The sequence below is a fragment of the candidate division WOR-3 bacterium genome (assembly GCA_039801245.1).
Classification (GTDB): Bacteria; Hydrothermota; Tepidihabitantia; order Tepidihabitantales; family Tepidihabitantaceae; genus JAOABP01.
Window position 1 is genome coordinate 1 of record JBDRUF010000045.1, and the last position, 13,981, is coordinate 13,981.

The window sequence follows — 13,981 nt, forward strand, 5'->3', positions numbered from 1 at the left end:
ATCCCAATTTTCCCGCCACCCAATCTGTATACTTATAAGTATACTTAACCAAACGGCAAAAACCCAGTCCTTTTTCCAAAAATTTATCCCAATTACCGCAAGAGTGCAAATAGAAAAACTTGATAACTAGTTCCGATTTAATATTTAAGCGGTGGTATAAAAATGGCTAAAATGAAAAAGGAAATCATTAAAATACCCTATCAGGTAGTTCTTTCGGAAAAGAAAAGGGAAACACAGGAATGAAGAAATCGCCCTACCCAGGGAAAGTCCGCTTCCGAGAATCTTTTTTGATCCGGATAGGTGGAGAAAATTAAAGATGGATAAAGAAATTTAAGAGCAGGGTTATATTGATGAAGATAGTATATTGGAAGTAAAAGCAACCTCAAGACGAGATGTCGGCGCCCCGAGGATTTTTTCTTCTCCCCTTTGAAGAACTCAAAGAAAAAGATTAGAGCCGATGGTCATCATTTATTACTATGCTTTGACACACTCGAACTAAGGGAAAAGGAGTTCATTATTAAGGGCTGGTGTCTTATAGACCTGTTTAATATCAAGGTATCAATGAAACCAGAATTTAACACCGACAACCTGGAGTTATATAGAAAAGAGAACATTTTATTGGAAGTTAATTAAACAAGCAGAGCTAAATAAAGCATTGCTACAAATTGACGCTCAAGCAGTAATTTCCTGTAAGAAGACCGGCATATCCATTGCCCTTTTTAAACACCCGTCACCAATTCTGCCACCTTGCATAGAAATATCCTCTTGTTGACCTCTGATGCTATATGAGTAAAATTAACATTGTGAAGTATTTTAGTTCTCTTTCCCAGCCTGAGGTGGAATTGAAGAAAGATGCCGCATCACCAAAGGTTTCATATACTGCGGTCATCGCTGGCACAGGTTTTGATGTGCCCGAAAAGGTCCTTACCAACGAGGATTTGGAGAAAATCCTTGACACCTCTGACGAATGGATTACCGAGCGCACCGGGATGAAGGAACGCCGCATCGCCTCGCCGGATGAAGCCGCATCCGACTTTGCCCTGCGTGCCTCGCGCCGCGCCCTTGCTGACGCCAATGTCAAGCCTGAAGAGATTGACCTGATTATCGTCGCCACCGTTACCGGTGATATGCCCTTTCCCTCAACCGCCTGCATTTTGCAGGACAGGTTGGGTGCGCGCAACGCTGCGGCTATGGATTTAAGTGCGGGCTGCTCTGGATTTATCTATGCACTTGCCACCGCGCGCCAGTTCATCGCCACCGGCACCTATAAAACTATATTAGTTGTTGGGGTTGAGGTCCTCTCAAAAATTACCGACTGGACCGACCGCAGCACCGCGGTTCTCCTTGCTGATGGGGCGGGTGCAGCGGTGCTCAAGGCAGAAACCGAACAGGGGCAGGGCATCATCGCCAGTTATCTTGCTGCTGATGGCAGCCACGGCTCAGATTTGTATATGCCTGCAGGTGGCTCGCGCATCCCCGCCTCAATAGAATCGGTCCAGCAAAGGCTGCATTACCTCAAGATGAATGGCAGTGCCATCTTCAAGGTGGCGGTCCGCTCAATGGCAGATGTGGTCAAAAGGCTACTCGAGCAGACAAAACTGCGTGCTGATGACATCAAACTCATCATCCCCCATCAGGCAAATCTGCGCATCATTGAGGCGATGGCGAATCTCTTGAAGTTTCCGATGGAGCGGGTGTTTGTCAATATCCAGAAGTATGCCAACACCTCCTCCGCCTCAACCATCATCGCCTTGGATGAGGCGCGGCGGACCGGCAGGATTCGGGCAAACGACCTGATAATTATGGTTGCCTTTGGTGCCGGTCTCACCTGGGGTGGGGTCTTGATCAGGTTCTGATATTTCTCTAATGGACTATCGGGCGCTCTCGCTTCTTACACTTTTGCTCTGGGGAATATGGGGTTTTATGACCAAGATTCTAACAAAAGATGCACCTGCAGAAACCATCGCCTTCTGGACAACCCTCGCAAGCATATTGCCGATTGTCATCTATGCCCTTATGACCGGTTCAATGCAGTGGGTTAAATCATCACCTTTAGCACTTCTTTCCGGTCTTGCCGCTGGGCTGGCAACGGTCTTCTTTTACCTGGCGATAAAAGGTGGTCCTGCCTCGGTTGTTTTGCCCTTAACCGGAATGTATATCATTATCCCGGCAATTCTCGGCTATTTGGTGCTAAAGGAACCGCTCAGTTTAAAACATATCTTCGGCCTTGTTTTTGCTGCGCTCGCGGTTGTCTTTCTCTCACGCTAACCGGTTTTTCTCTCCGGAGAAATCGAATAAATTAATGCCCCCAGAACCGCCATTCCCGCAGCAGCAAACATTATTGTCCTGAACCCGAAAGCACCGGTAATCCCCTCAAGGAGCGCACCCAAAACCGCTGCCAGACTCAGAACCGACTGCAGGATGCCGGTGGCAGTGGACTTTTCTGGGTTCAGGCGCAATAACTGCTTTAATGTTCCCAAATAGAGGCAGGACCAGGAAAGGGCAAGGACAATCTGGATAGGAATCACCTGCTCAAACCTTGTTGCCAGACCAAAAGCGATAAAGACCAGAATGGAAAGAAAAAGACCGGCCCTGATTAAAAGACCATCGCGCACCCGCTCAAGGATGTTCATAAAGAAAAACTGACCCAAGGGGTTAAGGGCATAGACAACCCCAATCCAGAACCGGTTCGCACCAAGATGGGCAAGGTATAAGGGAAATATCGTCCAGATGCTGAATGCACCGAGATGGCGCAGAAGAAAGGATATGTAAATCCGCCAGTTCCGCCTGAATACGGTTAAATCAAAAAAGGGCTGACTTAATCTCACCCGCTGGCTGCGCAGACCAACCTGAGCAAAAACTGCGGTGAGAAGCATCAATAGCCCGCTAACAAGAAATATGGCTTGGGTGCTGACCAAACCGACAAGAAGCGCACCCAATGCCCAGCCCAAAGAACCAAAACCGCTGAACCTGCCCAGTCTGTTGTCCTTTTGATAAAAATAGGCGATGAGTGCAGCCGGGAATATGCCCGCACAAAGACCGATACCCGCCCGAACAGCAAAAAGACTGGGTAGGTTACGGGCAAAGGTGTGCAGGAGAAGCGCCACGGCACTAAGAAAGAGTCCATAGACCACAAACCCTTTTCGGTCACCAAAATCTGCCCACCTGCCGAAAACAAGCGTGGCAACAAGCATCATCCCTTGATAAGCGGCAACAAGCAGACCAATCTCGGAATGGTTGGCACCAAATGCCTTTGCCAAGAGCGGGATATAAACAACCGCGGCAGTGAGCCCAGCATTGGCAAATGTCTGAACAAGATAAGGAACCATCAGAGTCTGTTACTGAACACCTGGTGATACCAGTTTTCAACCGCAAGCGCCTCGCTATCGCGGTTTAATCTTTTTAACAGGGCAATCCGGGCGCGGACGAACATCTGATAACGGTTAAGGTTAAAACGGCTGCGCTCATCCATGCCCCAACGAGGGATGCGCACCCTTAACCGGTTATAGTCAAATTCAGGCACAAAAGAGTCGGTGCGGACCTGAAAAAGGACACCCATCGGCACCAAATTGAACCCGGTAAGGAGCTGCCGGGAGTCATTATCAGCCTCAAGGGGAAATGTGGTGTATGCCGGGCGTTCAGGATTATTGATAATGAAACTTCTAAGCAGAGCGATATAACTCTCCTGAATGACAACCGGGTCATACGGCTGGTTGTGTTCAAACCGGTCTAACTGGGTTAGAAACCGGTGAACCTCCAATAGGGAATTTTCCACGAGCCAGGGGTATTTTTTCTCAAGGTATTTAAAATACCAGGAGCGTCTTAAAAGTTCCTTGTCAATTATGCAGACATCCGGGCGGATTTTATCTATCTCCTGCAGATAAAAAACCGGGGCATAGATGTCCCACCATTCAGTAACGATGATGCCGTTGGAATCGGCAGACTGCAAGGTATTGACCGCCTGGTCATAGGCAATATAGTGCTGGCTTTTATTCTGCAGCGGATAGTTAAATATGATAACAACAAAGGGCAAAAGCCACACTAAATATGTAATTCTTCTAAAACGCTGGAATAGTGCGTTGATGCCCGCACCGGCAAAAACCGCTAAGGGAATTACCGCCTGTCCATAATAGGCGTCAATGTCGGGGATGCTGTAGTTGGCGGCATAAAGAATTGACATAATAGTAGTTGCGGTCAAACCCAGTGCGATTTGCCTCTGGCGCTTGTAGAGATTTAGAAATCCATAGACGATGACCGGCAAAAGGACAAAGCCAAAGGAGCGCAAAAGAAGGATGGTACCTTTACCGATATTGGCGAGAACCTGATTAAATGATGAGGAAAACATCCAGACCTGATACTGCCTGCCGGTTACATGCCACCAGAACCGTTCTAAGTTAACCGGATTACCCCAAGCAAGAAGTGGTCCGGCACGGGCACGGATAATCAAAAAAAGGTATGGGGTCAAGCCAAGGAGAAAAAAGAAAAATAGCGAGGGAAAAATGCGAAAAAGGCGTTGACGATAAATCAATAAAAGCGTGACACAGGCACCAATAACTGTCCAAAGACCGGTCAAATGATTGGTTAAGGTCAAGCCAATAAGATAGGGAAAAAGGGCAAGCCTATTATCATGCTGAAAGTTGATAACAACTAACCAGACCAATAGGCTTAAGAGGAAGGTAAGGCTGTAAACCTCAACATCGGTGCTGACCGACCAGATTGGCGTGGATAGACCGACAAGTGTGGCAATCGCAGCCGAGGTTAAAGGGTTGTATCGGAGTTGGCGGCAGATAAGGATAAAAATCCCGAGCCCACAGGCAGAGAAAAGTGCGCTGAGAATTGTCAGCCTGGTGATAATCGTGCCTATTGGCACAAGGGAGAAAAGCCTACCAATCAGGGTGTAAAGTGGATACCCGGTTGGATGGAGGATATTCAAAAGGTAACAGCCGGCAGCCAGTTCCCCTGAGTCAATCAGACCAACCGCTGGCGTGCGGGTCAGGAAATAAATGGTGAAAACAAAAACAACCGGGAGATAGAAGGGTAAATAAGTAATCACTGACAACCGGTTAACCGGCTGTTTGGTGTTCATTCGCCCAGATAGGCAGCCTTGACCTTTGGGTCAGAGCGCATCTGGTCAGCATCGCCGGCGAGGACAATCCTGCCGGTCTCCAAAAGATAGGCACGGTGGGCAATCTGCAGAGCCATAAACGCATTCTGCTCAACCAAAAGAATTGCTGTTCCTCCTTGATAAATCTCCTTAATTATGGCAAATATCTCTGACACTAAAATTGGCGAAAGACCCATTGAGGGCTCATCAAGCATTAACAGCCTCGGTTTTGCCATTAAACCCCTGCCCATCGCCAGCATCTGCAGCTCCCCTCCAGAAAGTGTGCCTGCCCGCTGATAAAGCCGCTCCTTCAATCTCGGAAATGACTTAAACACCCGTTCCATTGATTCTGCCGCCTCTGATTTGGAACGGTTATAGGCGCCGAGGAGTAAATTTTCCCTGACGGTCAGGTCAACAAATGGCTTTCTTCCTTCAGGCACATGGACAATCCCCAGCCGGGCGATTTGATGTGCCGAAAGGGTATCTATCCTTTTCCCATCAAACAATATCTCACCAGAAACCGGCTTCAAGAGGCCTGATATGGTCTTGAGCGTTGTGGTCTTGCCCGCGCCATTTGCACCAATAAGGGTAACAATTTCACCCCGGTTCACATTAAATGAAACACCCTGCAATGCCCGAATTGCGCCATAGGCAACGGTTAGGTCTTTAACCTCCAAAAGCACCTTTACGCTCCTCTCTTACCTAAATACGCCTCAATCACCCTCGGATTGTTTTGCACCTCGGCCGGGGCACCACGGGCAATCACCTCACCAAAATCCATTACCACCACCTCCTCGCAGATGCCCATCACCACCTTCATCTGATGCTCAATCAGAAGAATTGTGAGATTAAACCGCTCTCGGATGAAAAGAATCAGCTCCATCAGCCTGCTTATCTCTGCAGGGTTCATTCCTGCTGCCGGTTCATCAAGAAGAAGGAGCCTTGGTCCGGCAATCAGCGCCCGGGCAATCTCCAGCCGGCGCTGTTCACCGTAAGGCAGATTTTTTGCCAGTTCCTTCTCCCGCAGCCTCAAACCCAAGACCGATAAGAGCTCTTTTGCCTTTTCGGTAACCTCCCTCTCCTCCTCTCTGAACCTGTGGGTACGCAGAATTGAACCAAAAACCCCGCACTTACCGCGATGTTGATATGCCACCCGGACATTATCAAGAACCGAAAGCTCCTTGAACAGGCGGATGTTCTGAAATGTCCTGCCAACCCCTAACTGGTAAATCTGATAAGGCTTCATTTTGGTAATCTCCTTTCCATGAAAGGAGATAGAACCGCTACTGGGTGCAACCATTCCGGTGATGAGATTAAAAACGGTGGTCTTGCCCGCGCCGTTAGGTCCAATCAGACCGGTAAGAGAACCTTCCTGCAGTCTCAGCGCAAAATCCTTGACCGCTATCAGACCACCAAAAGCCTTAGTGAGACCACGAATCTCAAGAACCGGGTTCATCCGCGCCGATACTCGGTAGGTTTTAAGAACCCAAACTCTGTTCCACCCATCGCACCATAAGGACGAACCAGCATAAAGATAATGAGTAGCAAGGGATAGACAACCATGCGCCACTCCTGAACCGCTGAAGGCAAAACAACCCTTAGACCCTCAAGTAAGATTGCCCAGCCAAATCCGGCAAGCACCGTTCCTGAGATGCTGCCCATACCACCAATCACCACAATCAAGAGCACATCGATCGACTTCAGAAAATCAAAGTTGTCGGGATTAAGATAGGTGTAGAGATGGGCATAAAGCCCGCCGGCAACCCCGGCAAACATACACCCAATCACAAACCCTAATGTCTTGTATCTGGTGGTATTGATACCGACCGCCTCTGCTGCCAGTTCATCCTCCCGAATTGAAAGCAGCGCCCTGCCCACCCCGGAAAAAATGAGGTTGCGAAGTACAATGCAGGCAATTACCACCAAGAAAAACACCCAGGGAAATGTTGTCAGTTTGACTATTCCCCGCATCCCTGCCGCCCCGCCCATCACCGGAATAACCTTGTCTGAATTCTTGAAAAGCACATTCATAATCATTCCAAAACCAAGGGTCGCAATACCAAGATAGTCGGACTTCAGCCGCAGAATCGGCAGACCGATAAGAAATGCAATTACACCGGCACTGAGTGCACCACCGATCAGACCCAAAGGCAAAACCAAAAAACCGATATTCGGAATCGCCCTGGTTATTAAAGCGGAGACATAGGCACCGATGCCATAAAATGCGGCATGACCGAGGGAAAACTGCCCAGTATAACCATAAATCAGATTAAGACCGAGCGCAGAAATTACCACGATACCGGCATAAGAAAGAATTGTCTGAACATAAGGATTGATAACGCCGGTTAGAATCAAAACCTCGACAACCACAAAACAGGCAATGAGTATTAAAAGAGCGACAATTCCAGAGCTGAAACGCTTCATCTCACACCTTTTCCCCTTCCTTTTTGCCCAACAAACCGGCAGGTCGCACTAAGAGCACAATAATCAGGATTCCGAATGCGGCGGCATCGCGCAGTGTTGATGAGATATAAACCTCAGTAAGTTTCTCCACCACACCCATAATAACCGCGCCTAACATCGCGCCCGGAATTATTCCAATTCCACCTAAAACCGCAGCAACAAACGCCTTCAGTCCAGGCATTATCCCCATAAAAGGGTGAATCTGGGGATAGGCAATACCGTAAAGCACCCCACCAGCACCGGCAAGCGCGGCCCCGATACCAAATGTCAGAGAAATAATATTGTCAACATTGATACCCATCAACCGCGCGGTACTGTGATCAAAGGAAACTGCCCGCATCGCCAGACCGGTCTTGGTGTAATTGACAAAAAGTGTCAGTGCCAGCATCAGCAAGATTGCCACGCCAAACACAATAATCTGAATATTGGAGATGGTCACACCCCCAAGTTCATAGGTCTTAATCGCAAATGGACGCGGATATGCCCGGAAATACGGACCGAACACAAACTTCAGACTGGTGAAGTATTCAAGAAAAAGGGAGACACCGATTGCGGTAATAAGCGCAGAAATCCTTGCGGCATTGCGCAAAGGCTTATACGCAACCCGCTCAATGAACATACCCAAAAGCGCACAACCAACCATCGCCAAGAGTATCGCTATCGGAAAAGACAGATGCCAGCTGGTCAGGGCAAAAAAGCCCAGATAGGCACCGACCATAAAAACATCCCCATGGGCAAAGTTAATCAAACGGACAATTCCATAAACCATCGTATATCCCAATGCAATCAGGGCATAGACAAACCCTAACTGCAGTCCATTTATCAACTGCTGGAGAAAATAGGTCAACGGCTTGATAATTAAATCAAATCCTGCCCAAAGTCAAGGATGGCTTACTCTACAGCTTCCTCTCGTTTTTCCTGGAGCCTGATAGACTTTGCCTTATTACCGAACTATCACAACTCTGCTGAGTCCTCTTGAAGAGTTGGCGCGGATGAAATAGACACCTGGCGCAAGATGGCGGATGTCATTGGCACCGCGCTTAAGTTCAAGCACCATCCAACCAGTAATGCCAAGTGGGGCGCTGGTGCTCAGCGCCCCGTATCCATTCTCGCTACCCTTATCTCATCAAGACCGTCTTCTTTGTGTCTGTTATCCCCGGCGCATCCAGCCGGTAGAAGTAGACCCCGTTTGGCACCTGCCGATTATGCCCGTCCTTACCATCCCAGACAACTGTGTAAATCCCTGGCTTCTGCTCGCCGTTCATCAAAGTCTTTACAAATCTGTCATTGGCATCATAAACACTGAGACGGATAAAGAAAGGCGCAGGCACATCATAATGAATTCTGACCAAGCCGAAACCAGGATAAACACTGAGTGACCAGTGTTTGATAACCGCAGCTTTTTCTTCTGTTATACCAATAGGCACAATCGCAAAGGCTGAGTCTGATGCGTCAAACTGCCAGCCAGGACCATAGGCAATCGCTACGAATTTCGTATCCTTACCTCCACAAAAACACTGTACTCTTATCGTAAGGTATAACCACTCGGATTGGGCGCGTCAGAGTTCAGCGCAAAATTATAAACTTCTCTGACTCTCCTTTATTTGGTATCAGAAAGTAAACGCCCCTCGGTAAAGTGGATATATCAACTGCCACTCGATGTCTGTCTCCTTTGGAAAGGAGCGGCAGAGTTATTTCTTGAACCATTCTTCCATCTTTACCATATATCCTGACTTTTTGACCCTCATTTGAGCTGTATTCTATTTCCAGTTTATCCTTTGCTACCGTAGGAAAAAGCCTTACCGAAAAATGGGAAAAAGATGGTTCTGCTGGTTGCGGTTCTTTTACACCAGTTCGGTTATAGAATGTCGCAAATGCGCGGGTGGTGTTGTATGGTTCAGGTATGAAGTCGCAGACCGTGACCGCCAACCGATCGTCATTTCCCTTTGCCAAGCGGGCACGACGGAGCCGGTAGGGGCTGACCCAAAGGTCAATCCCGTTAGTATCGTGAGGCACACCAGCCTGACTGATAAAACTTAAGTTAATTTTCCCTCCCATACCACGCACCAACGCATAATCGGTGCCATCAAACACCATATCGGTAGGCCATTTTCCTCCGAGGAAAATCCCGGCGGTGTCCAGAACAACGCCTTCGTGGGAGATGCGGGTTCCAATTGAAGTGCCCTTTGCTATTTGCACGCCCACACGATTGTTTGGCCAGGCGACAAAAAAGTCCCTTCCATCTGAGGCGACCGCAAGCGGTTCGGAATAATAAACACCCTCTGGAGTGAATGAGACCCTGAAGGTGTCAGAAACCATTGGGTTGGAGTCAAGGTCAATTAGTGCCCCTCTAACTACCGAAGGAGAATTGGTGCCCGGTTTATTTGACCATACCACCAAAAACCTTGTGCCATTATATGCTAAGTTGGGGAAATGATTGTGAATCACACCAGCGCTGATAAGGAAACCGTTGGTGTCCATCACCGTGCCATCAAATTTTATCCTGGCACCACGGATTTCGTTACCCACACCCTTGCCCCATTCATAAACCACAAAATAGTGCCCGTCACCACATTCTACCGAGGGGTGTCGTTCAGTGCGCGCCGCGGTGGCAATGGGAATCCCTTCAGGGTCAAGGACCTCACCTTTGGGTGTTACCCGCGCACCAAACAGGTCACCATCAGGGTCATTCCTGCAATCAGTCCATACGGCAAAGTAGCTTTCTCCACCAAAGCACACCTTGGGGGAGGCAGGAGCAGAATACCGGGCAATTACAAATGGCCCGGGTTCAAGCATAACCCCATCTGGGTTCACCAGCGCACCATAAAGGAGGTTTCTGGGGACTGTGTTCCAGTTTCTATTGTCTCCCCAGACAAAAAGGTAATTTGTGCCATCAAAGGCAACATCAGGATCCGTCTGGGTGCCCGCAGCGGTTGAGATGACCTTACCAGAAGAAACCTTTCCTAAGGGTGTCACCCGGGCGGAGTAGATATTCTCGGCATCATCATCCCATACCACCATAAACTCGTGATTGTCGCCAAAGGCAACCCCGGGCGCATACCATTTATAACCACCAATAGCAATGGGGATGAGCGTTGGGTCAAGAACAACCCCCTGAGCCGAGACCCGTTTGCAATAGAGATTATCATTAGGCCCATCCTTAAACTGTGCCAGAACCAGATATACTCCGTCGCCACCCGCCACCTTGGTTGTGAGGTAACCCACCAAGACCCTCACGGAGTCAATGACAATCGGAATTGTGTCAATCACCACACCATCAGAGCTAACCCTTATCCCCAAGATTTGCTGATATGTTGAACCACCCCAGTCACGGGTGAATGAAATAAAGTAATTGCCATTGCCAAAACAGATGCCAAATTCACAGTCACTCCCGTAACGGGGAGGAGCAGGTCCCTCATAATGATAGATAAGGAGGGTGTCGGTTACATTGCCCCCCGCATCTATCTTAATCCCCCGGAGGAAAACCTCGGTATACCCAGAATTATGCTCCAGAACTGTTAAAAGATAATCCCTGCCATTTGATGCCACCTGATAATCATCAATATGACAGCCAGAGAGGTGGTAGAGAATTGGTGCAGAGTCAAGAAGAGCCCCATCAACCGACACCCTTCTGCCAAAGATGCCGCCACCGGGGATGAGCCAGACAATCAGGTAACCGCCTTCTCCATAAGCGACTCGGGGGTAAAAGCAGTTGCCAGTGTCGATGATGATAGGGGTAGAATCTAAAACCGACAGGTCAAGCCCAACCCGCGCCGCCTTAATTTCTGCACTATCTACATAAAGCCGCTGCTCCCAGACAATTAGAGTGTTAACGCCGCTTGAGGCACAGCTGAGTTCATATATCTCACGGTCGGATGGAAGCCTTGTTATCAAAACACCAATGCTATCAAGAACCTTGCCATCATCAGGAGCGATACGCGTTCCATAGACAGTTCTATAACCAGTTCGGGTCATCCGGTTGTCAGCCCAGACCGAGACAAAGTTGGCACCGTCAAACACAATTCTTGCCATCGTTTGCTCATTTCCCTCGGGCACAACGGTCCTGGTGGTATCAATCATAAACCAGTTCAGAGGGTGCGGGGTGTTAACCCCCGCACCCATTCCCAGTAGAAAAATTCCGAGAAGTATCATCGCATCCCCTTATCTGATAACTGTCAGCTTATTGCACGAAGAAAAGCCGCCAGCGAGCACGCGAAGGAGGTAGATACCTTTGTCCAGACGGTTTCCGTTTAGGTCGGTGCAGTGCCACACTATATCGTGTTTTCCGGGAGGGAGGTTTGCATCGGCTACGATGGAAACAAGCCTCCCGGTTCTGTCATAAACGCCGATTTTTACCGGTGCAGTCTGGTTGATGTGAAATGCCACTGTAACACAGTTGGTAACCGGATTCGGGTTCACACTCAATTCCTCTATAGGAACTGTTAGGCTGGATATAGCTTGGACACCACCACCAGAAGAGCCATCGGTCCAGGTATCTATTTTCCAATAGTATACCTCTCTGCTCGGGGCTCCTGGTCGGTAATCACACCAGACGACATAAAGGACATCCCCTTCTGCTGAGACCGACGGGTTCAGCTCCGGCTCCATACCCGGAGGCACTTCCTCGTAGCCACCAACCCAGTGCGACTGAGACCAGTTTACGCCGTTGTCAACAGAACGCTTGGCAAGAATGGTAAAAGTGGGGTAGTAGATTATTCCATTTTGCCATGCCACATACACTTTTGAACCGGATACGCAGATGGAGGGTGTATATTGACGGGGGGCGTAGGGGCTCTTTCCCCCAACCTCATAGTATCCGATAGCCTCTATATTCCCCCAGGTTACACCATTATCTGTGCTTCTGCGGAAATATATTATCGGGTGGTCGTCATATCCCTGGGGAGAATGCTGTTCCCATACTACATAAACATAAGGAGCATTAGCAGCGATACAGGGTTTTTCAGCCCAACCTGGGGTCATAGGGTCGCTGATTCGCTGTTGGGGTTTCCAAGAATCCGCGGTTCCATAATAAGTGTTGCGGCGGAGGTATATCTGGGGTCTATCAGAGGTTTCGTAGTCATCCTGCCACACCGCAAAGACATAGTTTGATGATGCGGCAACTGAAGGAAGCGCAGCGCTGCCGGTATAAGTAAGCCGATATAGCGCCATAGGAGGCTCTTCATCCAGCGAACTACGTTTATATTCTTCATTCTTATAGTAAACATCGCCCTCCTCGTCCTGAAACTGTGCTTCCTCGGTTTCCACCCATACATAGTGAACCCGAAAGTAACGCTGGTCAACATCAGGACCAGCAACATTTGATACCACTACTCGAGGTCGACGGGTTTTAGAAGCGATGCGTTCTTGAGGGAGCCACTCCATTCCGTTATTAGTGGTGCGCCTGGATTCAATACTGTATCGGTCTGTGGTGTCCTCCTCAATCCAACAGGCATTTAGGTGCTCAGAGGTCCGTAGCAATGCAAGTGAAAGAGCCTCCGGTAAATCCACAGGGGCATAGGGATCAGTCAATACATGCATATAGAGTAAAGAGTTGTTGGCAGCGTTGTATGCCTTATGAATTACATTCCACATCGACCCGGTTCCGCGTACCGAGTCGGTCAGGTAAACAACATGAATGGTTGAGTAAGAGGAATTATACTGTATACACCACGCATTGTTGGAGGAGAGAAAGTCATACCTCTCATTATTTGTAACTCTCACCCCTTGCTCCTGTGCATTTCCTACTTCCAAAACGCCAAGAAGTAGGCAGAGCACAAGAAGGGATAATGCGGATTTTTTGTTTTCCATCTCTACTCCTTTTTCTTTGCAAGCCCTTTCCCTACCAATAAACCAACACAACTTTGTTTGACTCTCCAGACATTAATTAAATTAATGTCTGGAGAGTTTACCTGCCTCCAATCACCTCTCCTGATTGATTATAGAACCGGAATAGCCACGAGCGTAAGAGGAGTATAGTATAGTATCATACCTACGCCTTTAACAATTATATTATACACCATTTCCATATTTTGTCAATAGTCCACATCCTAAGTGATTTCTCCAATGCGGTCGAAATGACGGATGAGGAGGCAAGGCAAAGGTCAGAATAATGGAAGGGTTTTGCACCCCTTGGCCTGTCATTCCGACCGAGCCGAAGGCGAGTGGAGGAATCTCCCTCGGCTTTGCTCGGGACAAGCCTTTCCCTGGGCGCTCGGAATAGGTTTTGCACTTTGCAGTTCCATTGAGCCATCAAGGGATTCCTCAGCTGCGCTCGGAATGACGAGGCGAGGGGTTCGGGATAAAGGTGAGGGATTCCTCCACTCCGGTCGGAATGACAGAAAGGAAGGTCAGAATGAACGGCTTAATCTGTATGCCTTTCTGCCTGCACAAGACTGAAGACCGGAGACCGAAGAC

General features: G+C 48.6%; 11 protein-coding genes. 2 read left to right on the top strand and 9 right to left on the bottom strand.

Translation table 11 applies throughout. From position 1 onward, the window contains the following. The first annotated feature begins 887 nt into the window (after positions 1-887). Both ABIK47_06690 and ABIK47_06695 read left to right on the top strand, forming a co-directional pair. The gene (locus ABIK47_06690; protein ID MEO0020304.1) at positions 888-1,856 is read left to right on the top strand and encodes a beta-ketoacyl-ACP synthase III; all 969 of its coding nucleotides are present in this window, start codon (positions 888-890) and stop codon (positions 1,854-1,856) included. 10 nt (positions 1,857-1,866) lie between these two features. Then, entirely contained in the window at positions 1,867-2,268 is a 402-nt protein-coding gene (locus tag ABIK47_06695; protein ID MEO0020305.1) for an EamA family transporter, read from the top strand. Here the strand turns inward: ABIK47_06695 and ABIK47_06700 are convergent. From ABIK47_06700 to ABIK47_06740, 9 genes are all read right to left on the bottom strand, one after another. Next, complete coding sequence (locus ABIK47_06700) at positions 2,265-3,329, bottom strand: MFS transporter (protein ID MEO0020306.1); 1,065 nt, start codon at positions 3,327-3,329, stop codon at positions 2,265-2,267. The two genes, ABIK47_06695 and ABIK47_06700, sit on opposite strands and share 4 nt — an antisense overlap. Then, a complete protein-coding gene (locus tag ABIK47_06705; GenBank protein ID MEO0020307.1) occupies positions 3,329-5,086 on the bottom strand; it encodes a DUF2723 domain-containing protein in 1,758 nt (585 codons plus the stop codon). Before ABIK47_06705 ends, ABIK47_06700 begins: the two co-directional genes overlap by 1 nt. After that, entirely contained in the window at positions 5,083-5,787 is a 705-nt protein-coding gene (locus ABIK47_06710) for an ABC transporter ATP-binding protein (GenBank protein ID MEO0020308.1), read from the bottom strand. The genes ABIK47_06705 and ABIK47_06710 overlap by 4 nt, the downstream gene beginning before the upstream one ends. 2 nt (positions 5,788-5,789) lie before the next feature. After that, positions 5,790-6,560, bottom strand: coding sequence for an ABC transporter ATP-binding protein (locus tag ABIK47_06715; protein ID MEO0020309.1), 771 nt, complete (start codon positions 6,558-6,560; stop codon positions 5,790-5,792). Continuing rightward, positions 6,557-7,528 carry a branched-chain amino acid ABC transporter permease gene (locus tag ABIK47_06720; protein MEO0020310.1) on the bottom strand — a complete coding sequence of 324 codons (972 nt, stop codon included), beginning with the start codon at positions 7,526-7,528 and terminating at the stop codon, positions 6,557-6,559. Before ABIK47_06720 ends, ABIK47_06715 begins: the two co-directional genes overlap by 4 nt. A 1-nt stretch (position 7,529) precedes the next feature. Continuing rightward, positions 7,530-8,414 carry a branched-chain amino acid ABC transporter permease gene (locus tag ABIK47_06725; GenBank protein ID MEO0020311.1) on the bottom strand — a complete coding sequence of 295 codons (885 nt, stop codon included), beginning with the start codon at positions 8,412-8,414 and terminating at the stop codon, positions 7,530-7,532. A 271-nt stretch (positions 8,415-8,685) separates the two neighbouring features. Continuing rightward, the gene (locus ABIK47_06730) at positions 8,686-8,994 is read right to left on the bottom strand and encodes a FlgD immunoglobulin-like domain containing protein (protein ID MEO0020312.1); all 309 of its coding nucleotides are present in this window, start codon (positions 8,992-8,994) and stop codon (positions 8,686-8,688) included. A gap of 139 nt (positions 8,995-9,133) precedes the next feature. Further along, the gene (locus ABIK47_06735; protein ID MEO0020313.1) at positions 9,134-11,719 is read right to left on the bottom strand and encodes a hypothetical protein; all 2,586 of its coding nucleotides are present in this window, start codon (positions 11,717-11,719) and stop codon (positions 9,134-9,136) included. A 9-nt stretch (positions 11,720-11,728) separates the two neighbouring features. Further along, entirely contained in the window at positions 11,729-13,288 is a 1,560-nt protein-coding gene (locus tag ABIK47_06740) for a FlgD immunoglobulin-like domain containing protein (GenBank protein ID MEO0020314.1), read from the bottom strand. Positions 13,289-13,981: the final 693 nt, after the last annotated feature.